Origin of the sequence: Pseudarthrobacter sp. NS4 (assembly GCF_024758005.1) — a bacterium.
Classification (GTDB): domain Bacteria; phylum Actinomycetota; class Actinomycetes; order Actinomycetales; family Micrococcaceae; genus Arthrobacter.
In genome coordinates this window covers 1128545-1151063 of the sequence record NZ_CP103288.1, presented here as the reverse complement: position 1 = coordinate 1151063, position 22519 = coordinate 1128545, and the positions used below count along the sequence as shown (strand labels likewise).

General features: G+C 62.6%; 19 protein-coding genes and 3 rRNA genes. 9 read left to right on the top strand and 13 right to left on the bottom strand.

Going from position 1 to position 22519, the window contains the following annotated elements; translation table 11 throughout:
* Positions 1-21 precede the first annotated feature (21 nt).
* The gene (locus NXY83_RS05425; RefSeq protein WP_258805062.1) at positions 22-711 is read left to right on the top strand and encodes a TetR/AcrR family transcriptional regulator; all 690 of its coding nucleotides are present in this window, start codon (positions 22-24) and stop codon (positions 709-711) included.
* A gap of 24 nt (positions 712-735) precedes the next feature.
* Here NXY83_RS05425 and NXY83_RS05420 read toward each other — a convergent pair whose 3' ends face one another.
* Positions 736-1665, bottom strand: a complete 930-nt coding sequence (locus tag NXY83_RS05420) for a glycosyltransferase family 4 protein (protein WP_258805061.1) — start codon at positions 1663-1665, stop codon at positions 736-738.
* A 256-nt stretch (positions 1666-1921) separates the two neighbouring features.
* On the bottom strand, positions 1922-3148 hold the full coding sequence (locus NXY83_RS05415) for a serine hydrolase domain-containing protein (RefSeq protein ID WP_258805060.1): 1227 nt from the start codon (positions 3146-3148) through the stop codon (positions 1922-1924).
* A 69-nt stretch (positions 3149-3217) separates the two neighbouring features.
* On the opposite strand from NXY83_RS05415, the gene NXY83_RS05410 reads away from it, so the two are divergent.
* The 4 genes from NXY83_RS05410 to NXY83_RS05395 all read left to right on the top strand — a co-directional run bounded on the left by NXY83_RS05410 (position 3218) and on the right by NXY83_RS05395 (position 6320).
* Complete coding sequence (locus NXY83_RS05410) at positions 3218-4285, top strand: glycerophosphodiester phosphodiesterase family protein (RefSeq protein ID WP_258805059.1); 1068 nt, start codon at positions 3218-3220, stop codon at positions 4283-4285.
* A 210-nt stretch (positions 4286-4495) separates the two neighbouring features.
* Positions 4496-4771: a hypothetical protein gene (locus tag NXY83_RS05405; protein WP_258805058.1), complete on the top strand. Its 276-nt coding sequence runs from the start codon at positions 4496-4498 to the stop codon at positions 4769-4771.
* A 65-nt stretch (positions 4772-4836) separates the two neighbouring features.
* Positions 4837-5616 carry a YsnF/AvaK domain-containing protein gene (locus NXY83_RS05400; RefSeq protein WP_258805057.1) on the top strand — a complete coding sequence of 260 codons (780 nt, stop codon included), beginning with the start codon at positions 4837-4839 and terminating at the stop codon, positions 5614-5616.
* Between the two features lie 269 nt (positions 5617-5885).
* Entirely contained in the window at positions 5886-6320 is a 435-nt protein-coding gene (locus NXY83_RS05395) for an ester cyclase (RefSeq protein ID WP_258805056.1), read from the top strand.
* Between the two features lie 98 nt (positions 6321-6418).
* On the opposite strand, the gene NXY83_RS05390 is transcribed toward NXY83_RS05395, so the two are convergent.
* The 8 genes from NXY83_RS05390 to NXY83_RS05355 all read right to left on the bottom strand — a co-directional run bounded on the left by NXY83_RS05390 (position 6419) and on the right by NXY83_RS05355 (position 15178).
* Positions 6419-6805 carry a VOC family protein gene (locus NXY83_RS05390; RefSeq protein WP_258805055.1) on the bottom strand — a complete coding sequence of 129 codons (387 nt, stop codon included), beginning with the start codon at positions 6803-6805 and terminating at the stop codon, positions 6419-6421.
* Positions 6806-7030: 225 nt separating this feature from the next.
* Positions 7031-7540, bottom strand: a complete 510-nt coding sequence (locus tag NXY83_RS05385) for a mycothiol transferase (RefSeq protein ID WP_258806073.1) — start codon at positions 7538-7540, stop codon at positions 7031-7033.
* Positions 7541-7551: 11 nt separating this feature from the next.
* A complete protein-coding gene (locus NXY83_RS05380) occupies positions 7552-7878 on the bottom strand; it encodes a hypothetical protein (protein WP_258805054.1) in 327 nt (108 codons plus the stop codon).
* Between the two features lie 65 nt (positions 7879-7943).
* Positions 7944-8456: a GNAT family N-acetyltransferase gene (locus NXY83_RS05375; protein ID WP_258805053.1), complete on the bottom strand. Its 513-nt coding sequence runs from the start codon at positions 8454-8456 to the stop codon at positions 7944-7946.
* Between the two features lie 407 nt (positions 8457-8863).
* A 5S ribosomal RNA gene (gene rrf, locus NXY83_RS05370) occupies positions 8864-8980 on the bottom strand.
* Positions 8981-9192: 212 nt separating this feature from the next.
* A 23S ribosomal RNA gene (locus NXY83_RS05365) occupies positions 9193-12318 on the bottom strand.
* Positions 12319-12828: 510 nt separating this feature from the next.
* Positions 12829-14355, bottom strand: a 16S ribosomal RNA gene (locus NXY83_RS05360).
* Together the 16S, 23S and 5S rRNA genes form the textbook arrangement of a ribosomal RNA operon.
* A 556-nt stretch (positions 14356-14911) precedes the next feature.
* Positions 14912-15178 carry a hypothetical protein gene (locus NXY83_RS05355; protein ID WP_258805052.1) on the bottom strand — a complete coding sequence of 89 codons (267 nt, stop codon included), beginning with the start codon at positions 15176-15178 and terminating at the stop codon, positions 14912-14914.
* Positions 15179-15324: 146 nt separating this feature from the next.
* Here NXY83_RS05355 and NXY83_RS05350 point away from each other — a divergent pair, with 146 nt between their 5' ends.
* Both NXY83_RS05350 and NXY83_RS05345 read left to right on the top strand, forming a co-directional pair.
* Positions 15325-15783: a MarR family winged helix-turn-helix transcriptional regulator gene (locus NXY83_RS05350; protein WP_258805051.1), complete on the top strand. Its 459-nt coding sequence runs from the start codon at positions 15325-15327 to the stop codon at positions 15781-15783.
* The gene (locus NXY83_RS05345; RefSeq protein ID WP_258805050.1) at positions 15780-17039 is read left to right on the top strand and encodes an MFS transporter; all 1260 of its coding nucleotides are present in this window, start codon (positions 15780-15782) and stop codon (positions 17037-17039) included. Before NXY83_RS05350 ends, NXY83_RS05345 begins: the two co-directional genes overlap by 4 nt.
* A gap of 95 nt (positions 17040-17134) precedes the next feature.
* On the opposite strand, the gene NXY83_RS05340 is transcribed toward NXY83_RS05345, so the two are convergent.
* Entirely contained in the window at positions 17135-17602 is a 468-nt protein-coding gene (locus NXY83_RS05340; protein ID WP_258805049.1) for an SRPBCC family protein, read from the bottom strand.
* Positions 17603-17670: 68 nt separating this feature from the next.
* Complete coding sequence (locus tag NXY83_RS05335; RefSeq protein ID WP_258805047.1) at positions 17671-18603, bottom strand: 2-hydroxyacid dehydrogenase; 933 nt, start codon at positions 18601-18603, stop codon at positions 17671-17673.
* A gap of 270 nt (positions 18604-18873) precedes the next feature.
* On the opposite strand from NXY83_RS05335, the gene NXY83_RS05330 reads away from it, so the two are divergent.
* Positions 18874-20115, top strand: coding sequence for an MFS transporter (locus tag NXY83_RS05330; RefSeq protein WP_258805046.1), 1242 nt, complete (start codon positions 18874-18876; stop codon positions 20113-20115).
* Here the strand turns inward: NXY83_RS05330 and NXY83_RS05325 are convergent.
* Positions 20112-21095 (bottom strand): phosphotransferase enzyme family protein, encoded by a 984-nt coding sequence (locus tag NXY83_RS05325; RefSeq protein WP_258805045.1) that lies wholly within the window; start codon positions 21093-21095, stop codon positions 20112-20114. The two genes, NXY83_RS05330 and NXY83_RS05325, sit on opposite strands and share 4 nt — an antisense overlap.
* A 200-nt stretch (positions 21096-21295) precedes the next feature.
* On the opposite strand from NXY83_RS05325, the gene NXY83_RS05320 reads away from it, so the two are divergent.
* Entirely contained in the window at positions 21296-22507 is a 1212-nt protein-coding gene (locus tag NXY83_RS05320) for a mechanosensitive ion channel family protein (RefSeq protein ID WP_258805044.1), read from the top strand.
* The last annotated feature ends 12 nt before the right edge of the window (positions 22508-22519 follow it).

Here is a 22519-nt window from a genome sequence, read left to right as displayed (position 1 = left end):
AGCTGTATCTGATATCTAAGCATGGAATGGATAGTGGGAAACGTCAAGGGTAAGCGTCGCTACGACTCCAGCGGGCGGGTGGAGCAGGCCCGGAGGAACAGGGATGCCATCCTTCAGGCAGCAGAGCGGCAGCTTGTTGAGAGCGGGTATGCAGGCGCGACGATAGCCGCCATCGCCGCGGAAGCCGGTGTTTCGGTCGAGACCATCTACAAGGCCTTCGGCGGGAAGGCGGGGCTGGTCCGCGCCCTTTACGAGCGGGGCCTGGCCGGAGCCGGACCGGTCCCTGCATATGAGCGCTCCGACGCCATGCGGGAACGCGAGAGCGATCCCATGACGGTTATGCGGGAGTGGGGTCTCCTGACTGCCGAAGTGGCTTCGCTGGTCACGCCGATTCGGCTGCTGATGCGTTCGGCCGCCGTCACCGATCAGGAAATGGCGACCCTGCTCGATGATATTGACGGCGAGCGCCTTCAACGGATGCGGCACCACGCCCGTTACCTGAAGGACCGTGGTTACCTCCGTGAGGGCGTCTCCGTGGACGAGGCAACCGACATACTTTGGGTCTGCAGCTCCGCCGAGCTCTACGAGCTGCTCGTGTTGAAGCGGGGCTGGTCATTGTCACGGTTCGCCCAGTACGTCACCCACTATATGGTCTCCTCCCTGCTCCCCGGGAGGCACCACGAAGGACCGCTGCAAACGGCGCCTTCGTAGACACTGAAACATCACGCCCCAAGGTCAGGCGCCGCCGTCGCGGTTTCCGACGGCGGCCCTCCTGGGGCCGTCCGCAAGCCTCCCCACCTCCCTGATGATGGCCTCGCCGGCCTGGCCACGAGCATAGTGATCCCGCATTGAAACAGCCGCGTTCGCACGGAGGCGTTCAATGGCAGGACCTCCCTGGTACGCCCGCCGCAAGCAGTCCCCAACACTTGCAACTGAAGGTTCAGCCCACACCTGGCCGCGGAAAAAGGGCCATTCCACCGCTGCTGATTCCGGCACCTTCGCCAGCTCATAGTCGATGAGAAGCGCATTATTGAAGTTCATAAAATCGAGCTGGCCTCCCCAGGCAGTACCGATGGTGATCAGCCCTGAGGCCATGGCCTCCATGAAGGGCCGGCCCCACGATTCTCCCCGCGTAGGCAAAACAAAGGCATGTGCCGAAGCATAAAGTTTTTGCATATCCTGCTGTGAAAGCGGATAAGGCAGCAATGTGACCTTGGGAGGACGGTACGGCCGGAACCGGCGGGTCAGCGAGGTAATGCACGAACCGATATCCGCTGTCAGGGGGCCGAACGGGTCAACCCGCAAGAGAAGTTCAACATCATCGTCCGCCGTGAACTCTTCCAGGTATGCCTGCAGAAGAACATCCCACCCCTTCCGTTTCTGCCACCGGAAGATGGAAAGGAATTTGAATCTTCCCTGGCCCGTATAGCCCTCGGCACTCTTCTTCGGCCACCCTTGGTCCATGAACTCCGGCACGACCACAATTTTTTCCGGATCCACACCGGCATCAGCGAAAGTCCGGGCATTGAAGCTGGACGGAACCCATACTTCATCCACTTCCGTGAGTCGTTGAAGCCATTCCGGAGGCACTGAGGCGGTCTCGAACATAGCCCGCCAGACAACCTGTCCGGCGAGGTCCTCCCACCCGTAGTCGTGCCACGGCAAGTGCACAATAGTCAGTCCGGAACCTGACCGCTGGATCCCGTCGGTTCCCTGTCCTGATCCGTTGTCCGGACGGGGAGGAACCGAAACTGCCTGGACGCGGTAACCCGCTCTCCGCAGGACCCTGACAAAACTTCGGCCTTCAACCGAATATCCGCTGCAGCCTTCAAGTCGTCCACGCCAGTGGACAGTTCCTTTGTCCATCACCTGATGCTCCGTCCTACGTGGTTGAAATCCGGATATGTCCTGCCGGTGCCGGTCAGCACGCATGATTGAGCGCTTCCACGGCTGCCTGCTCCATCTCCATCGACTCCGGATCGCCGAAACCGGCCGGGTCCGGCTTCGGGGCGCGGGCCACGGCCATCGCGATCTGCCGGGAGCCGTCAGCGCTGATCAAAGCCAGCACCGCGTACCCCGGCACCACCCCGGTGTGTCCGTAGTAGTCGTTGTTGGAGCAGGAGTCGTAGTGGCGTAAAAGGCCGAGACCGTACTGCTGGTATTTGGGGTGGTGCATCTCCGCCACGCTTCCAGGGGCCAGCAGCGTCCCTTTCTGCAGGGCGGCGAAGAACGTGTTGAGGTCGGGAACGGTGGAAATGAGGCCGGTGTCCGGTGAACCATGGTGGACGGGAGCCAAGGCGTTGTCCACCAGCTCGCCGCTTTCCGTCCGGGAGTAGCCGTGGATCAGCTTTTGCGGCCCCGGCTCGTCACCTGTCATCAGAGTGTCGTGCAACCTCAACGGCTCCAGGCTGTCAGCACGGATGACAGCCCCGATTTCCTGGTCCCGCAGCTTTTCGACGAGCAGCGCCAAGGCAGAATAGTTGGTGCTTGAGTAACTGAAAAGGCTGCCCGATCCTCCGGTCCATCGATCAGTCGCGGCGACGGCCAGGCGCTCCTGATGGCTCCTCTTGCCAGCCTCCGGACCACCCGCCTTGCGGAGGTTTCCCCAGTACTGCGGCATGCCGGACCGGTGGCTGAGCAGGCTGCCTATGGTGATGGGGCCGGGTGGCTTGATGATGTTCTCGAAGTCCGGCAGGTAGTCCTGAATGGGGTCATCCAGCCGGACTTTCCCTTCCTCCACCAGCTTCATCACCGACACAGCCACCATTGTCATGGTGATGTCCCCGGCGTGCGTCTGGTCGGTCAGCCGAACAGGTTCGTTGGTGTCGAGGTTCCGGACACCCTCGGCTGAGGACCAGTCACCTATGCGGGACTTCAGTTCGATCACGACGGCGGTGGCTCCCCTGGCGCGAGTGTCTTCACTGTACTTTTCCAGGACGGCGGCATAAGCCGGAGCAGGCGAGGCGGTGGCAGTCGCGGTGACGGACGCCGTCGGGGACTGCCCCGCCGGCGGCTCCGGCGCGGCCGTGCAGGCTCCGACGGCGAGAATCACCAGGGCGGCAGTCGCGGCAACAGTGCGGAAGAGGGTGAAACGTCCTGCCTGCATCGCGTTAACCTCCGCTCCAACTTCCGGCACCTCTCCTGCCATCTTCCGCCCCTAGCGTGGAGGGGTCTACCGCCATCAACCGGTCCCCGTCAACACTGGAGGAAACCACCCATGCGCACAGTCCTGACCGCCGCGGCAGCCGCCGCCCTGATCGCCGCCATGGCGACCCCCGCCGTCGCCGCCCCTGACGCTGAAGCCGGCACGCCGTCGTCGAACGCTGCCGGAACCGCCGTATCCGCTCTCAAGACGAACGAACGCAACGGCTCCTTTGACCTGCAATCACACCGGGGCGGCCGTGGCGAATGGACCGAGGAGTCCCTGGCCGCGTTCGCGAACTCCCTGGCGCTGGGCGTGACCACCCTGGAGCTGGACACCCACCTGACCGAGGACGGCAAGGTGATCGTGTGGCACGACGACACCATCCAGGCCGCCAAATGCGCGGACACCGCTCCCGCTACCGCCGGCGACCCTGAGTTCCCGTACGTGGGCGACCGCGTGGCCGAGCTGTCCCTCGCGCAGATCAAGACGCTCAACTGCGGCTTCGCGCAACTGCCCGGCTACCCGGATCAGGACGTCATCGAGGGCAACCGGATCGCCGAACTCAAGGACGTCTACTGGCTGGTCCGCGACACCAACGCCGCCAAGGTCCGCTTCAACGTGGAGACCAAGGTGGAGAGCACCCAGATCGGCGGCGCCGGCATGGAGTCCCTCACCCGCACCGTAGTGACAGAAATCCAGGCCTCCGGCATGGCGGACCGCACCACCCTGCAGTCCTTCGACTGGTCCTCGCTGAACCTCACCAAGGAACTCGCGCCGGAACTGCCACTGGTGGCGCTTTCCTCCGGCGACGCCTGGATGGGCGTTGGCCAGCCCGGCGCCAGCCCCAACCTGGGCGGCATCGACATCGACGACTACGACGGTTCCCTTCCCAAGGCCGCAGCCGCCCAGGGGTACGACGTCATTTCCCCCGCGTTCCGCTCCGTCACCCCGGAAATGGTCGCCGAAGCACATGCACTGGGCCTGCCCGTCATCCCCTGGACCGTGAACACCACCGCTGACATGGAGCGTCTGATGGACCTGGGCGTGGACGGCATCATCACTGACTACCCCACCCGCCTGCGCACCCTCATGGAGGAACGCGGACTGAAACTGCCCAAGGCCTACGAGGTTAAGGGCTGACTTTTCCCATTGATGCCGGCCCGGCAGCTGCTTTTCCAAGCCGCTGCCGGGTTTTCCGCTTGGTCTACGCGAACCGGGCTTGAAAACTTTAAAACTTTTTCAATCCCCGCCGATCCGTCCCCGCCACCGCCCCGAACTACCGGTAGCCCCGGTGCAATACACCGGGGGTGATCTTGTTCGTAGAGCTTCACCGGCAGAAGGACTACAGATATGAGTGTTATGAACTACTCCCGGTTCCTGTCCGAATGCATCGTCCCGGCGCCGGGCAGGCAGCCCGGACTTCCCGAAGACGAGTTGTACGGGGTGTACGTCAGCTGGTGCTTCCTGAACAGGGAGCAGCCCGGCCCGGACGGTGCGCTCAGTGCTGCCATGGAACAACTGGGACACACCAGGCGAGGCGGCTCTTCCAGCCGATATCCCGGGCTTGCTGTGACAGGGCCGGCAGCCCTGGACTACATCCTCTCCAGCCAGCCCAGTCTCGGTTAGGCAACCGAGACACGCCGCACCAAAACCACACAGGCCCCAACCGCAGTACGAGAAGGAGAACAGCAATGATCAGCACTGATAACCTTTCTGCACTCACCACCGCCGGCGGCCACGTCGTAGGTTCCGACGGAAGCAAAATCGGCTCCATCGGACAGATCTACGTCGATGACCAGACCTCCGAACCCACCTGGGTGACGGTCAAGACAGGGCTTTTCGGGACCCACGAATCCTTCGCGCCGCTGGACTCCGCTTCCCAGGACGGCAACAACATCGTGGTTGCGCACACAAAGGACAAGGTCAAGGACGCACCCCGCGTTGCCCCTGACGGGCACCTGGAGCCGGAAGAGGAAAACGAGCTCTACACCTACTACGGGCTCAACGGCGGCGCTGCCTTTGCCGGCACCGGCCGGGACACCGACGAAACCACCGGACGCGGCACGGTTGGCCACGACACTTCCGGCCCCACCACCGACGACGCGATGACCCGCTCGGAAGAACAGCTCCACGTGGGAACCCGCAAGGAACGGGCCGGCCGCGCGCGCCTGCGCAAGTACGTGGTCACCGAGAACGTCACCAAGACCGTCCCGGTGCAGCGCGAAGAGGTCCGCCTGGAGCGCGAGCCCATCACGGACGCGAACATTGGCAACGCCATGGACGGGCCTGCCATCAGCGAGGAAGAACACGAAGTGGTCCTCCACGAGGAACGCCCCGTGGTGCAGAAGGAAACTGTCCCCGTCGAACGCGTTCGCCTGGACAAGGAGACGGTGACCGAAGAGCACACCGTCAACGAGGAAGTCCGCAAGGAAAACATCGAGCTCGACGACGACGGCCGCGCCCGCCGCTAACGCCTCACCTCAAGCCGGGCTACTCCCGGTGCATGACCCAAACGCCAGTGGTCCGTCCTCCAGCCAGGAGGGCGGGCCGCTGGCCTTTCTACGCCGCCAGCCGGGCCACGGGCTCCGCGGCTGCGGCCTTGCCGTTCCAAAGGGGTAGCCCGGTTCGTTGACAGCCATCCGCCGCAGACGTGCAATTAAAGTGGCTCCAGCAGCAGCCGAAGCCAATCCACGAAGCGGCCTCCGCTTCCGTGAGGCCGCCCAAAAATTGGAGGTCCACAATGGGACAGGCACGCGAAGTCATGGATCGCCTCACCACGGCCATGAACGAAAAAGACAGAGAGACGCTGGCCGGATGCTACGCCGCTGACGCAGTGGCCTCTACCCCTGATCAAGGCGAGCTGACCGGGCGCGACGCGATTGTCAACTACCTTTTTCACTTCTGGGACGCTTTCCCGGACGTCAAGTATGAGGCCGTGAACGTGCACGAAGCCGGAAATGTGGCAATTGATGAGGGCATCGTCACCGGGACCAACACCGGTTCCCTCATGATGCCCACCGGAGAAAACCTGCCGCCCACCGGGAAAGAGATCAGGGTCAGGAGCTGCGACATCGCCAGGGTCGAGGGTGGGGAGATCACCTCTCACCACTTCTACTTCGACCAGATGGAGTTCCTGGCTCAGCTCGGACTGATGCGGGAGCTGTCCTCGCATTGACGGGTTGTGCGCCCAAGAAACAACAAAGGGGGATGCCGTGGACACCCTGCGAAAAGGGTTTCCACGGCATCTTGTCCCCGCCGCGCTGCCTTCCGGGGTCAGCCCTGGGTGCGCTGGGAGAGGTTAAGGATGTTGCCCTCGCTGTCCAGGAACCATGCCGCCTTGCCCCAGTCGTCCGTGGCAAGGCCGTTCTCCGTCTTCAGCCCGGGCATGTCGTAGTCCTCGAATACCACACCCCGGCTCCTCAGTTCCTCCATGTCGCGCTCGATGTTCTCCGAATTCCAGCCCAACTGGGTGTTCTTCGCCGAGCCTGCGTTGTCAGTCTGGTAGATCAGGAAACTGGTTCCGTTGCCGCAGCGGTACAGGAGGCTGTCCTCCCCCATCGCCTCGGAAGATTCAAGTCCGAGCTTGTCCCGATAAAATTCCTTCGCCCTGTTGATGTCCTTCGCGGGCAGGACAGCTATGACCGCAGAATCCTTGAGCATGATGAAATTCCTTTGTGCATTGTTCGCGTCGGCGGCGATGCTCTCCCCCGTTGCGTTCCCGGAATATTGCTAGTCCGGGGCCGCGTGGCCGCCCTTTCCGCCATAGGCCGGGCTGGCCACCTGGGACTCTGCTGCACTACGCCAGCCGTCATCGTCGCGAAAGTCCCCGAAGCTTATGGGGCCATTATGGAACCGAATTGCGGCTACGGAAATAGGTGATTCTGACTACCTTTGGCCTTGGTTCAAGCCCTTGGCGTAGGCTGCCTGCCCTGCATGCTGGAGGCAGTCCGCGATAGTGCTTACCAGGCGTACGCCGAGGGTGACCGGCGGGTCCCAGCGGGTGTCCACCACACGGTCCAGATCCTCACCGCCAAGGGTCTGCACAAAATCAATGGTCTGGCGGTGGACCGCGCCGTAGTACTCCATCAGCAGCTCTGCCGGCGCCTGCACCGCGTCCACTTGGTCAGTTGAATGGCCGTAGCCAGTGTCAGTTCTGGACAGCGGCAGGCCGAAGCGGCCCACGAAGTCCTGCGAGATCCAGACCTGCTCCAGGCCCGCGGCATCCGCCACCTGCGCGTCTTCCACCCGGGCCAGGTGCCAGGTCAACCACGCAATCGAGTTCCCCGTGCCCGCCGGCCGCCAGCCCAGGGACCCGTCGTCGAGCCCTTCAAGAACTGCTTCCACTGTCTCCCGGATCCTGCCGAAGGCGTCCAGCAGCAGCTCATTGGATTTCATCATTTGCCCCCTTACGCTTTGGCAGCACGGATGGCCCTGCGCACGGCGCCGCCCAGCACTGCAATGACCGGGACCACGCACACAAGCGCCACCACCGTGTTGGGGCGGAACGCTACCTGGTCCCCCACCTTCCGGTACACCCCCAGCGGCACAACCATGCCGCCGCCCCCTCCGCCGGAGGCGCCCTCCTGCCCTGCCTCGCCGCCGCCTCCGAATCCAAAGGACACCAGCGCGACGGGAATGACTTCTTCCCCTCCGAGCTGGACCGGGGAACCGTAGGCCCTGGAGACGCCAACGTTCTTGAATGCTTCGAGCAGGGATGCAAAAGTGTCAGCCATGGCTCCCACCCTACGAGCCTTGGCCAGCCAGTGACAGACCCGCAAGGAGTTCGGCTGGCGGACGATCAAAGGGAACCAGTAGGCCCGGCTGCCCGGACCATCCGGATCTCGGGCAGGTTCTCCCATTCCGGCGGCAGCAGTGCGCACCTCCCGTCAGGCCTGAACCCGTTCTTAAGATAGAAGGCGTGCGCCCGCGGATTGTCCTCCAGCACCCAAAGGTAAGCCGGCATCTCCCCCACCGCGGCAGCCAGCAGCACCGCGCCGAGCCCCGTGCCGTACGTCCGTCGCAAGGTATAGATCGAGTACAACTCCAGGGGTACCGGACCGTCATCATCGCGGCCTGGACCTGCGTCGGCAAATCCCACAATGGTGCCGTTCGTGTCTTCGCAAACGATCCGCGGGGCGGAGCCGGCAAGGAACTCCCGACGGCGTTGCGCCCGTTCGTGAACAGAGGCCCGGCGGGCACGGAAGAAATCTGAGGACAACAGGTGCGTGTAGCACTCCTCGTGAGCCAGCGTATGCATCCGCACCAGCGCCTCGGCATCCTCGGGGACAGCCTGGCGAAGAACATAATCCATACCCCAGCCTAATCAGGGACGCCCGTCTACTCGCGCCGCCGCGGCCTCCAGACGCTCTCTCACTTCCTGCAGCACTCCTGGGGACGCTCTTTCACCTCCTGCGGTTTTCCGGGGGACGCTCTGTCAGATCCTGCGGTTTTCCGGGTGGCGCTCTCCCAGCTCTTGCGTCTCCGGGGGATGCTCTGTCATCGGGAAGGAGTTCGACGGCGGGTGTTGCCGTTGGGTGTTACCCGCTGTGAGGGAGGGTGGTGGCTTTTCCGGCGGGATGTGCCAGAGGGTCCGGGGTGTTAACCGGTCGTGGGTGCGGGGCCGGGGTTTTCCGGGCGGGGTGTGGGTGGGGGGTTGTGGTGGTGGTTAAAGTGGGAGAGCCTCCAAACGTGTGTTTGGAGGCTCTCGACCTAATGGTTGTCCGGCGGTGACCTACTCTCCCACACCCTCCCGGGTGCAGTACCATCGGCGCTGTGGGTCTTAGCTTCCGGGTTCGGAATGGGACCGGGCGTTTCCCCCACGCTATGACCGCCGTAACCCTTTGACCCGTCACCGGCCCCTTGGGGGTGGTGTGGGAAGTTTGTGGTTACAACAATTGTGGTGTTGTTATTCAGTTGTGTTCCCGTGGCAACGAACCGTGGTTTGGTTTGTTGTTTGGGAACCACATAGTGGACGCAAGCAGTCTTGTTTATCTTTTTACCGACCCCGTGGTGCAAACGCTTTTGAAGGATCGTTTGCGGGGTGGTGTGTGGTGTAAGTTATCGGCCTATTAGTACCGGTCAGCTTCACGAGTCGTTAGTCCTCGCTTCCACATCCGGCCTATCAACCCAGTGGTCTGGCTGGGGGCCTCTCACACACGAGGTGTATGGAAATCTCATCTTGAAGCGAGCTTCCCGCTTAGATGCTTTCAGCGGTTATCCCATCCGAACGTAGCTAATCAGCGGTGCACTTGGCAGTACAACTGACACACCAGAGGTTCGTCCGTCCCGGTCCTCTCGTACTAAGGACAGCCCTTCTCAAATTTCCTGCGCGCGCAGCGGATAGGGACCGAACTGTCTCACGACGTTCTAAACCCAGCTCGCGTACCGCTTTAATGGGCGAACAGCCCAACCCTTGGGACCTACTCCAGCCCCAGGATGCGACGAGCCGACATCGAGGTGCCAAACCATGCCGTCGATATGGACTCTTGGGCAAGATCAGCCTGTTATCCCCGAGGTACCTTTTATCCGTTGAGCGACGGCCATTCCACAATGTACCGCCGGATCACTAGTCCCGACTTTCGTCCCTGCTCGAGATGTCTCTCTCACAGTCAAGCTCCCTTGTGCACTTACACTCGACACCTGATTGCCAACCAGGCTGAGGGAACCTTTGGGCGCCTCCGTTACTTTTTAGGAGGCAACCGCCCCAGTTAAACTACCCATCAGGCACTGTCCCTGACCCGGATTACGGGCGAAGTTAGATGTCCAAAGTGACCAGAGTGGTATTTCAACGATGACTCCACCCGAACTGGCGTCCGGGCTTCAACGTCTCCCACCTATCCTACACAAGCCACTCCGAACACCAATACCAAACTATAGTAAAGGTCTCGGGGTCTTTCCGTCCTGCTGCGCGTAACGAGCATCTTTACTCGTACTGCAATTTCGCCGAGTTTATGGTTGAGACAGCGGGGAAGTCGTTACTCCATTCGTGCAGGTCGGAACTTACCCGACAAGGAATTTCGCTACCTTAGGATGGTTATAGTTACCACCGCCGTTTACTGGGGCTTAAATTCTCAGCTTCGCCGTGAGGCTAACCGGTCCTCTTAACCTTCCAGCACCGGGCAGGAGTCAGTCCGTATACATCGTCTTGCGACTTCGCACGGACCTGTGTTTTTAGTAAACAGTCGCTTCCCCCTGGTCTCTGCGGCCCCGATCCCCTCCCACCAGCAAGTGGTGTTCAAGGTTGGGGCCCCCCTTCTCCCGAAGTTACGGGGGCATTTTGCCGAGTTCCTTAACCATAATTCTCTCGATCGCCTTAGTATTCTCTACCTGATCACCTGTGTCGGTTTGGGGTACGGGCGGCTAAAACCTCGCGTCGATGCTTTTCTCGGCAGCATAGGATCACCAAATCCCCCCAAACGGGGGTCCCATCAGATCTCAGGCATCATGAACAGCGGATTTGCCTACCGTTCGCCCTACATCCTTAGACCGGGACAACCATCGCCCGGCTTGGCTACCTTCCTGCGTCACACCTGTTAATACGCTTGCCTCCCAGGATCAGGTCCTGCGCTCCACCAAAACCCTTCCACCACAAGGGCGGTCAGGCAGGTATCGGGCAGTTAGTATCCCCTGTTCAGCATGGACGGTTTTTCGCCGGTACGGGAATATCAACCCGTTGTCCATCGACTACGCCTGTCGGCCTCGCCTTAGGTCCCGACTTACCCAGGGCAGATTAGCTTGACCCTGGAACCCTTGATCATTCGGCGGACGGGTTTCTCACCCGTCTTTCGCTACTCATGCCTGCATTCTCACTCGTGTAGGCTCCACCGCTGGTTTACACCGCGACTTCACCGCCCACACGACGCTCCCCTACCCATCCAAACGCCTGAACCACAAGGGCTTAGCTAATATTTGAATGCCACAACTTCGGCGGTGTACTTGAGCCCCGCTACATTGTCGGCGCGGAATCACTTGACCAGTGAGCTATTACGCACTCTTTTAAGGATGGCTGCTTCTAAGCCAACCTCCTGGTTGTCTGAGCAACTCCACATCCTTTCCCACTTAGCACACGCTTAGGGGCCTTAGTTGGTGGTCTGGGCTGTTTCCCTCTCGACTATGAAGCTTATCCCCCACAGTCTCACTGCTGCGCTCTCACTTACCGGCATTCGGAGTTTGGCTGACGTCAGTAACCTTGTAGGGCCCATTAGCCATCCAGTAGCTCTACCTCCAGCAAGAAACACGCAACGCTGCACCTAAATGCATTTCGGGGAGAACCAGCTATCACGAAGTTTGATTGGCCTTTCACCCCTACCCACAGCTCATCCCCTCCATTTTCAACTGAAGTGGGTTCGGTCCTCCACGACGTCTTACCGTCGCTTCAACCTGGCCATGGGTAGATCACTTCGCTTCGGGTCTAGATCACGCCACTGCAACGCCCTATTCAGACTCGCTTTCGCTACGGCTGCCCCACACGGGTTAACCTCGCGACGTAACACTAACTCGCAGGCTCATTCTTCAAAAGGCACGCCGTCACAACTACAAGGCTGCTCCGACGGATTGTAAGCACACGGTTTCAGGTACTGTTTCACTCCCCTCCCGGGGTACTTTTCACCTTTCCCTCACGGTACTGGTCCGCTATCGGTCATTAGGGAGTATTTAGGCTTATCAGGTGGTCCTGACAGATTCGCACGGGATTTCTCGGGCCCCGTACTACTTGGGATACTCTCACAGGCGGCACAAACGCATTACGGTTACGGGGCTAACACCCTCTCTGGCCGGCCTTTCAAGACCGTTCACCTATGCGCGCACATCACACCCCACCAGCCCGGCAGAACTGGTATGGAAAGTCCCACAACCCCGACCATGCAACGCCCGCCGGCTATCACACATGGAACGGTTTAGCCTGATCCGCGTTCGCTCGCCACTACTAACGGAATCACTATTGTTTTCTCTTCCTGCGGGTACTGAGATGTTTCACTTCCCCGCGTTCCCTCCACGCACCCTATGTGTTCAGATGCGGGTCACCGAGTCACTCGCGCGCTCGGCGGGGTTTCCCCATTCGGACACCCTGGGATCACAGTCCGGTTATCGACTCCCCCAGGCTTATCGCAGATTCCTACGTCCTTCTTCGGCTCCTAATGCCAAGGCATCCACCGTGTGCTCTTAAAAACTTGACCACAAAAGATCAAAAAACTAATTCACGAGAGAACCACGAAAACCAACCACACCCCAACACCCCAAAGGGCATCAACAGCGCAGCCAGATCCAGGTTCATATTCTTGGAAATTGCTTCTTATAAAAGATGCTCGCGTCCACTATGTAGTTCTCAAACAACAACCCCAAACCACACACCCCACACACACAAACGCGCATGACCGGTGCAGCCAGGAAACCAGAAACAAACAAACCCGGAAACCACCACAGCCAAAGCCGCAGCAACCCCGGTCCTGTTGCCTCAGGACCCAACAGTGTGCCAAACACTACCCCGCAACCCGCACCAGCCGCGTTCCAAAACATCCACAAGGAATGTCCGTACTAACAAGCCGGTCCGTGCCACCAGGCACCTATTTGTTGATATTCCACCCATGAGCACCCGCCGCAGAACAATCGTCTGCGCAACGGGCATTACTCCTGACAAACCCCCGCACCCCGCATACACGAGGCCGGCGCTTGTAGGTGCTCCTTAGAAAGGAGGTGATCCAGCCGCACCTTCCGGTACGGCTACCTTGTTACGACTTAGTCCCAATCGCCAGTCCCACCTTCGACAGCTCCCTCCCACAAGGGGTTAGGCCACCGGCTTCGGGTGTTACCAACTTTCGTGACTTGACGGGCGGTGTGTACAAGGCCCGGGAACGTATTCACCGCAGCGTTGCTGATCTGCGATTACTAGCGACTCCGACTTCATGGGGTCGAGTTGCAGACCCCAATCCGAACTGAGACCGGCTTTTTGGGATTAGCTCCACCTCACAGTATCGCAACCCTTTGTACCGGCCATTGTAGCATGCGTGAAGCCCAAGACATAAGGGGCATGATGATTTGACGTCGTCCCCACCTTCCTCCGAGTTGACCCCGGCAGTCTCCTATGAGTCCCCACCATCACGTGCTGGCAACATAGAACGAGGGTTGCGCTCGTTGCGGGACTTAACCCAACATCTCACGACACGAGCTGACGACAACCATGCACCACCTGTGAACCAGCCCCAAAGGGGAAGGACTGTTTCCAGCCCGGTCCGGTCCATGTCAAGCCTTGGTAAGGTTCTTCTTCGCGTTGCATCGAATTAATCCGCATGCTCCGCCGCTTGTGCGGGCCCCCGTCAATTCCTTTGAGTTTTAGCCTTGCGGCCGTACTCCCCAGGCGGGGCACTTAATGCGTTAGCTACGGCGCGGAAAACGTGGAATGTCCCCCACACCTAGTGCCCAACGTTTACGGCATGGACTACCAGGGTATCTAATCCTGTTCGCTCCCCATGCTTTCGCTCCTCAGCGTCAGTTAATGCCCAGAGACCTGCCTTCGCCATCGGTGTTCCTCCTGATATCTGCGCATTTCACCGCTACACCAGGAATTCCAGTCTCCCCTACATCACTCTAGTCTGCCCGTACCCACCGCAGATCCGGAGTTGAGCCCCGGACTTTCACGGCAGACGCGACAAACCGCCTACGAGCTCTTTACGCCCAATAATTCCGGATAACGCTTGCGCCCTACGTATTACCGCGGCTGCTGGCACGTAGTTAGCCGGCGCTTCTTCTGCAGGTACCGTCACTTTCGCTTCTTCCCTACTGAAAGAGGTTTACAACCCGAAGGCCGTCATCCCTCACGCGGCGTCGCTGCATCAGGCTTGCGCCCATTGTGCAATATTCCCCACTGCTGCCTCCCGTAGGAGTCTGGGCCGTGTCTCAGTCCCAGTGTGGCCGGTCACCCTCTCAGGCCGGCTACCCGTCGTCGCCTTGGTAAGCCATTACCTCACCAACAAGCTGATAGGCCGCGAGTCCATCCAAAACCACAAAAAGCTTTCCACCAACCACCATGCGATGATCAGTCATATCCGGTATTAGACCCAGTTTCCCAGGCTTATCCCAGAGTTAAGGGCAGGTTACTCACGTGTTACTCACCCGTTCGCCACTAATCCAGGAGCAAGCTCCCTTCATCGTTCGACTTGCATGTGTTAAGCACGCCGCCAGCGTTCATCCTGAGCCAGGATCAAACTCTCCGTTGAAGTAAAACAAAAACAGACACAACATGGCACCACGGGAAAACGCGGCCACCACACTGCAAAATTTGAAACCAGCTGTAAAAACCAGACCACCCACAGGGGCGGACGATCCAGTCAATTCAACCAATTCATAAAACAAATCGGTATCAACAAACTTGGCACACTATTGAGTTCTCAAACAACAGACACACCCGGCACCACCCAAACCAACGTTCAGGATCGCTCCGGAGCAACCTCTCAAACCTACCCGATCCCCCACCCCGACGCAAACCCATATCTCAGGATTCTCATCGGCAGGAAAACCATCCCCACCACTTTCCAGCGCCCTAAAGAGCCACCAGATTTTGGTTTCGATTTCGGGGGTTTGGCCGCTATTTTTCCGCATCAGCGGCGGCGACTCAGAAAACAATACACCCACTCCGGGCCCCCGGCAAATCGCATCCCGGAAGGCCCGGAACCCCCAAATTCCGGGGCAGAACGGGCCGCCGGACGACATTGGCGACTGCCGCCGTCGTAATTGGTCTTTGTGTCCTGCAGCACAGCAGGTGGGCCTGCCCGCCTACTCCCCCATTCCCGGATGTACGGGAACGAAGTCGATCCTGTTGCCCGGGTTCGTCCGGCCTGCGGGCGCCCGGTCGTATCCCTTGGCGTCGAGGTCGTTCTTCGCCCGGAAATCTGCAAGGGCTGCGTCGTAGGCGTCATTGAGCACCCGGCCTGGGAAGTCAGCGGAACTGCCGTCGGTGAACACGATCTTGATGCGAACACTGGCGGGGTAATGCCGGTTCATCCGGATGAAGCCGTCTGCGTCTTGCTGGAGGGTAATCAAGGGAAACTGCTTTCGTTTGTGGACCATCAGTTTCGCGCACATCGCACAACAAGGACAGGTTGCCGCCCCGCCGGGACAGGAGCATAATCGTTAGCAGGACTAATTAGCGCCGCTAAGTATTACCGCCAGGAGGCGCACCCGTATCCATGACCACCACCAAAGCAGAGAACCAGACGGCCAACCCCACCACGCCCGACACCTTGGCCATCGACCTCCGCACTGCCGTAATGCGCACCTCCCGCCGGCTCCGCGTTGAGGCAACCGGGGAGGTCATCACTCCCGGGCAGTACACCGTCCTGGCCCTCCTGAACGGCAACGGCCCCAGCACCCTCCGTGCCCTCGCCGAAAGCGAGCATGTGCAGGCCCCGTCCATGACCCGCATCGTGAATGCCCTCGCCGACCAGGGGTTCGTCACCAGGTCCGCCCATCCTGACGACGGCCGCCAGGTCCGGGTGGACATCACCGACGCCGGCAAGGACGTCCTGGCCGAAGCGCGCAACCAGCGGACCGCATGGCTCGCCCAGCGCGTGGCCGGACTAAGCGAGGAGGACCGGCTCATCCTCAGCCGCGCCGCCCACATCATGCAGGAGATGAGCGGCCGGTGAGTGCCATGTTCCGCGCACTTGAGAACCGCAACTACCGGATCTGGGCCGGCGGCGCCCTGGTGTCCAACATCGGCACCTGGATGCAGCGGATTGCCCAGGACTGGCTTGTCCTGACCGTCCTCACCAACTACTCCGGCGCCGCCGTAGGCATCACCACGGGACTGCAGTTCCTGCCCATGCTGCTGCTGGGCCCCTACGGCGGCGTGCTCGCGGACCGCTACCGGAAACGCGTCATCCTGCTCTGGACCCAGCTGGCCATGGGCCTGACCGGACTGGCCATCGGACTCCTGGTGGTCACCGGTTCCGCCCAACTCTGGCACGCCTACCTCGCCGCCCTCTGCCTCGGAATCGCCAGCGCCATAGATGCCCCCGCCCGCCAGGCGTTCGTCTCCGAACTGGTGGGACAGGACAACATCTCCAACGCCGTCGCCCTGAACTCCGCCTCCTTCAACACCGCCCGGCTTACCGGCCCCGCCGTTGCCGGGGTGCTCATCGCCTGGGTGGGCACCGGTCCCGTTTTCCTGCTCAACGCGGCCAGCTACGCCGCCGTCATCATCTCCCTGTTCCTCATCCGCACCTCCGAGCTTGCCCCCGCCGCCCAGGCAGGACGCGGCAAGCACCAGGTGGCCGAGGGCGTGAACTACGTGCGGCGCCGCCCGGACCTGGTGCTGATCATGGTCCTGGTGGGCATCCTGGGTGCCTTCGGCATGAACTTCCCCATCACCAACGCACTGATGGCCACCACCGAGTTCGGTGTAGGGGCGGGCGAGTTCGGGCTCCTCGGCTCCATCATGGCCGTCGGAACCCTCGCCGGCGCCCTGCTCGCGGCGCGGAGGGCCGGACCGCGGCTGCGGTTCCTGCTCGGCGGGGCGCTGGGCCTCGGCGCCTTCACAATGCTGGGCAGCGTGTCACCGTCGTTCTGGCTCTACGCGGCCGTCCTGATCCCTGTAGGCCTGGCCTCCATCACGTTCCTGAACAGCTGCAACACCAGCATCCAGCTCTCGGTGGAACCGCAGTTCCGCGGCCGTGTGCTGGCACTGTACCTGGCCATCCTGCAGGGCGGGACCGCCGTGGGTGCGCCCCTGATGGGCTGGATCGCCGGCGAATTCGGGGCGCGCTGGGCCGTGGCCTTCGGCGGCATCGTGGTCCTTCTGACCGGGCTGGCCGCCGTGATCGTGGTCAGCAGGAGGAGCCGGCTGACCTTCCGGGGCGCCCTCCTGATCGCCTTCAGCGGAAAGCGCGAACCCGCTGTCTAAGGAACGTACGACGGCGGCGCGGGACTTCCGCCGTTGCGTCAGCTTCAGGGCGGGCAGGCCGGCGACGGAGTGGTCAACGATGCCCGCCATCAGGCTCAGCTCTTCCTGGCGGACACAGCCGAAGCCAGGGACTTGAGGCCGCGCTCAAAGTCGGAGCCCACCAATTTGTCCATATTCATAAAGAGGGCAAACACCTTGGCCGCCCCCTTGTTCTCGCCGGTCATCAGCCAGGTGACCTCCGTGCCGCCCTGGACCGGGGTGAACGTGAAGGTGGTCGGGTTCAGGGCCTTGAAGGGCCGGGTGAACTGCAGCGTGATCATGATGGAGCTGGGTGAAATTGACTCCACGATCTCCATGGTGCCGCTGCCTGCTTTGCGGTTGCCGCTCCATTCATAACCGGCCCCCACGCCGGAATCCGGGCCATAGTAGCGCCGGCTCATGCCGGGATCCACGGACTCCCATGGGGACCACCTGGTCCACTCGTGGAAGCTGTTGACCAGCGGAAAGATCTCTTCGGCGGGGGCGGGGATGACCGCGCTGCGGCGGACTTCAAAAGAGGACATGGCCTCAGCTTAGGAGCCGGGGCCACCCCTGAACAGGTTGCCGCACCGCCGGCGGCTAACCGCAGGACTTAGTCTCGGGACGACCCGCCCAGCACTATGTTCACCGGCTCTTTGCCCTCAAGCAGCAGTCCGATCTGCTTCTTGATCAGCCGCACCATCCGCGGGAACATCGCCGAACTCGCCCCGCCCACGTGCGGAGTGATCAGCACGCCGGGCGTGGTCCACAGCGGGTGGCCTGCCGGCAGGGGTTCCGGGTCCGTGACATCCAAGGCAGCGCGGAGCCGGCCCGAGGAGGTCTCGGCCAGGAGGGCCTCGGTGTCAGCAACCGGACCACGGGCAACGTTCACCAGCAGCGCACCGTCCGGCATTGCGGCCAGGAACTTGGCATCCACCAGCTGTTCTGTCTCCTCGCTGAGGGGAACGCTGACCACCACGATCTCGTGCAGCGGCAGTTGCTCGTACAGCGCGTCAGTCCCGTAGATCGTTCCGGTGGAGTCCCTGCGCTCCCGGCTGGCCATACGCGTAACGTGGGCTTCGAAAGGCAGCAGCCGTGCCTCGATGGCCTTGCCCACTCCCCCGTAGCCCACCAGCAGTACGCGCCGGTCCGCCAGGCTGGGGCGCTGGGTGTTGTCCCACGTGCCGCCGGCCTGGTTCCGGACGAAATCCGGGATCCCGCGCTGGCTGGCGATCATCATGCCCAACGCAAGCTCCGCCGTCGACGTCTCATGGACCCCTGCCGCGTTGGCGAAAACGCAACCTTCGGGCAGAACGTCCGCGACGCCGTCGTACCCGATCGACTGGCTCTGGACCAGCCCGACCTCGACGCCGTCCAATGCGGCCAACGCGGCCGGCTTGCCCATATACGCAGGTACCAAAAGGTCAAAGCGCCCCTCCGGAGCGGGACCGGTCAGGTCCCAAAGAGCGAACTCGACGCCGTCAATGGGCTCCAGCGCGTCCAGCAGATTCTCATCGGGCAGGGACACCCGCAACCGGGCCGTCACGCTGCAACCACCAGCTTCACTGCAAGTCCAAAAACGTCCATGTCGCCTTCCCTTGGTGGTGGTGCCCGGCCGGCTCGCACGGGTCCTGTACTTCCTGTACCAACGTACTGGCTGACCCCACACCGGCAAATGCTCTGCCCACTGTGCGGACCCCTCGCCGAGGACCAATTGCGTCATTTCCAGGGGGCGCGATCCTGTAAATTTAAGGGAGGAATTTGTCCGGCCAGCAACGCCGCGTTCCACCCCTCCCCTTGAATGGATCCTTCCCCCATGTCTTCCGCGATTTCCGCGCCGGCACCTGCCCGTTTTCCGTATGCCGCCCTGGTGGTCCTGGCTACCATCGCCTTCACCGCCATCACCACCGAACTCCTTCCGTCGGGGCTGCTGCCGCAGATCAGCGCGGGCCTAAACGTGTCCGAGCCGGTGGCCGGCTACCTGGCTGCTGCCTATGCCGCCGTCATTGTTGTGACGGTGATTCCGGCCGCCAGGCTGCTGGCAGGGATACCCCGGCACACCCTGCTGGTAGGGCTCGTGCTGACTTTCGCGGCCAGCAATGCGTGGGTGGGGCTCGCCCCGGACTTTACGACGGCGATGATCGCCCGGCTGGTGGGCGGCCTGGCGCATGGGCTGCTGTGGACAACCATGGCACCGTTTGTGACCAGGCTGGTCCCGCCGAACAAGGTGGGCAAGGCCCTGGCGATCGTCTTCAGCGGCAACAGCCTGGGCCTGGCCATCGGCGCACCGGTTGGCACTGCACTGGGCGGTCTCCTCGGCTGGAGGGCTGCGTTCCTGGTGCTGGCAGGGTTCGGACTGCTCCTGACGGTCCTGGCGTTTTTCCTCCTGCCGCGCGTGCAGCGCATTTCCGGCGCCGTCCGCCCGTCACTCCGCCGTGCGGTTGCCGAACGGGGCGTTAAGGCGGTGGCCATCGCGTGGCCGCTGCTGATCCTTGCCCACTTCGCGCTGTTCACGTACATCGCGCCGTTTGTCCGCGAAGCGGGGCTCCCGGACTACGCCATCAGCCTCTCCCTCACCGTCCTGGGCGCCTCGGGCCTGCTGGGCATCTGGGTGGCAGGCCTCACCGTGGACTCGCACCCGCGCCGTTCGCTGCTGATCACGACGGCGGCCATCGCCGTCTCGATGTTCCTGTTGCCGCTGGCGGTGGGTAACCTTCCGGCCGCCCTGGTGCTGATGACGGTCTGGGGTGCGGGTATGGGGGCGATCGGCATCTACAACCAGTCCGCCATCCTCCGGGCCGGCGGCGAGTACCGGGAGGCGGCCAACGGCCTCACAGTGCTCACCATCCAGCTGGGCATCACCATCGGCGCCCTCTACGGCTCCGCGGCGCTGGTAACCGGCGGGGCACTGCTGGTCCCCGTCGCCGCTGCCCTGCCGGTGGTGGCCGCCCTGGTGATTACCCTTGCGGGCAAGAAGTACGCGTACCCGCCGGGACCGCGGGAACAGGTCTGGCTGGAGCCGCGGCCCGTTCCGGAGAAGGTCGACGAGAGCGCCTAACCCATCACGTCCGCAGTCGCCAGCACGATGGCGCGCTGTTCCGCGTAGTGCCGGGTCAGTGAGGCGGCCAGGCCGCTCAGCCAGCCCCCGCCGTCGAGCTCCACATCCATCACGGCCGGCGCTTGGGCCAGTTGCTGGGCGGCGAAGGCCGCCCGGTGCAGCAGGAGGTCCTCCGGACTAATTGAATGGCCTGTTGTCCTCCGATAGCCATCGAGGAACGCACTCAGCAGTTCGGGGTGCCGTGGCGAGCCGGGCCTCGGCCCCAGGAGGTCCCGCACGGCAGAGGCCACGTCGGCAGCTGCGGGCATAACGCCGGATTCGTCCAGGTCAAAGCAGGTGGGCTTTCGCGCATGCCAGCGCAGGTCGTCCAGCTCGAAATCCCCGTGGCCGACGACCAGCGGGGCCGGCTCTTGGCGAGGCACCTTTCCCAGCACCCGCGCCGCCTCTGCGAGTTCGCCGTCCGCCTCATGTCCGGCCAGCAGTGCAAAAGGGTCCGACGGCGGCAGCACCTCCTGGGCTGCGTCCCCGGCCTTTTGGTGAAACCCGGCAAGCGCCGTTCCCCAGGCCGTTGCACGGTCCGGGTCGAGCTCATCCAGGTCCAGTTCCTCCCCGTCGACCCGCTGGAGCACGCAGGCCACCATCTCACCGACAGGTGTCTTGACCCGCTCGACAGCACGCCCGGACGGAGATCGGACCAGGCTGGCCACCGGGGCACCTGCCTCGCTAAGCCGGGCATGGAGGCGTGCGCCCCGCTCCAGGTTCCACCCGGAGGGCCGGTCCGTCGGAGCGAAGCGGGCGTACAGCACGCCGCGTGCGTCCCCGCCGGGCGGAAGGACGAACACGTGGGCCGCGGATGACCGCCAGAAGCGGAGGTTGCCGTCGGGAATGCCCCAACGCTCGCCCACGGCGTCCGCGACCGGCGAGCGCCACTCGTCGTCGACCGTCTTCCGCACATTCGCAATATGACTCAAAGGCAGCATGCAGCCCATCCTCGCAGGTGCTGGATTATGCGGCGCTGTTGTTGGCCGTTTCGATGGTTCCGTGCACACTCGACGTTCAGCGACGTCTGGAGCGCGGGGAAGCATCGAAACGGGCCGGACACGCCACCGCCGCTCCCGATTTCAGCCCTCCGCAGCATCTTGATAGTCGTTAAAGGATGCAAGACCTACTTCATCCCGCCATGCCCTTTCTCGCTGTGACGATGGCGGTGGCCGCAGGACTGATCCTGTCCTGGCTGCTCCGCAAGCTGGTCCTCCGCCTCAACCGCAAACGCCCGGAACTGCAGGCTACCTCCCGGGTGGCACGCCAGCCGCTGAGGCTGGCCCTGTGCCTGATCGGCATCCGGGTGGCGCTGGGGCTGACGGCCTCCGCCGGAAGCTGGCACGGCGCCGTCGACCATTTCCTGCTGATTGCACTCATCGGTTCCCTCGCCTGGCTGGCCGTAGCGGTGCTGCTCATCGTGGAAGCGGTGGTGCTGGGCCGGCACAGCGTGGACGTGGCGGATAACCGGCGGGCGCGGCGGCTGCGGACGCAGATGATCCTGGCCCGGCGGATCGCCGTGGCACTGGTGGTGGTGCTCGCCGTCGGGTCCGTGATGCTGACGTTCCCGGCGATTCAGGCGCTGGGTGCCGGGCTGCTGGCTTCCGCCGGCGTGATTTCAATCGTCGCGGGCCTGGCTGCCCAGACGTCGCTGGTGAACGTGTTCGCCGGCATGCAGCTGGCCTTTACCGACGCCATCCGCGTGGACGACGTCGTGGTGGTCCAGAAGGAGTGGGGCCGGATCGAGGAAATCACCCTCACGTACGTGGTGGTGCACATCTGGGACGACCGCCGCCTGATCCTGCCTTCCACCTACTTCACCACTACGCCCTTCGAGAACTGGACCCGCCGCCAGTCCGAGGTGATGGGTACGGTGGAGTTCGACCTCGACTGGCGCGCCCCCGTGGAGGACATGCGTGCCGAGCTGCGCCGAGTCCTGTCCGGCACCGGGCTGTGGGACGAGCGCGTGGGCGTCCTGCAGATCATCGACGCCACCGGCGGCTACGTCCGGGTCCGCATCCTCGTCAGTGCCGCGGACAGTGCGGCGCTCTTTGACCTGCGCTGCCTGATCCGCGAGGCGATGGTCACGTTCCTGCAGCAGGGCCATCCGCAGGCCCTGCCCCACCAGCGCTGGGAACATGCAGTGTCCGACGGCGGCTCCACCGCCCAGCGCAAGGCACCTTTGCGCGGGCTGGGTTCACCCGCAGCCAGCGGTGCCCGGCCGCCGGCCGACCCGCACGAGTCCCAGCTCTTCACCGGATCCATCGAGGCGGTGGAACGCTCCCGCGCCTTCACCGGCCCCGGTGACGAGGTATTCGAGGACCGCGACAGAACCTTGGCATCAAAGAACTAGGACCGCTTGTTA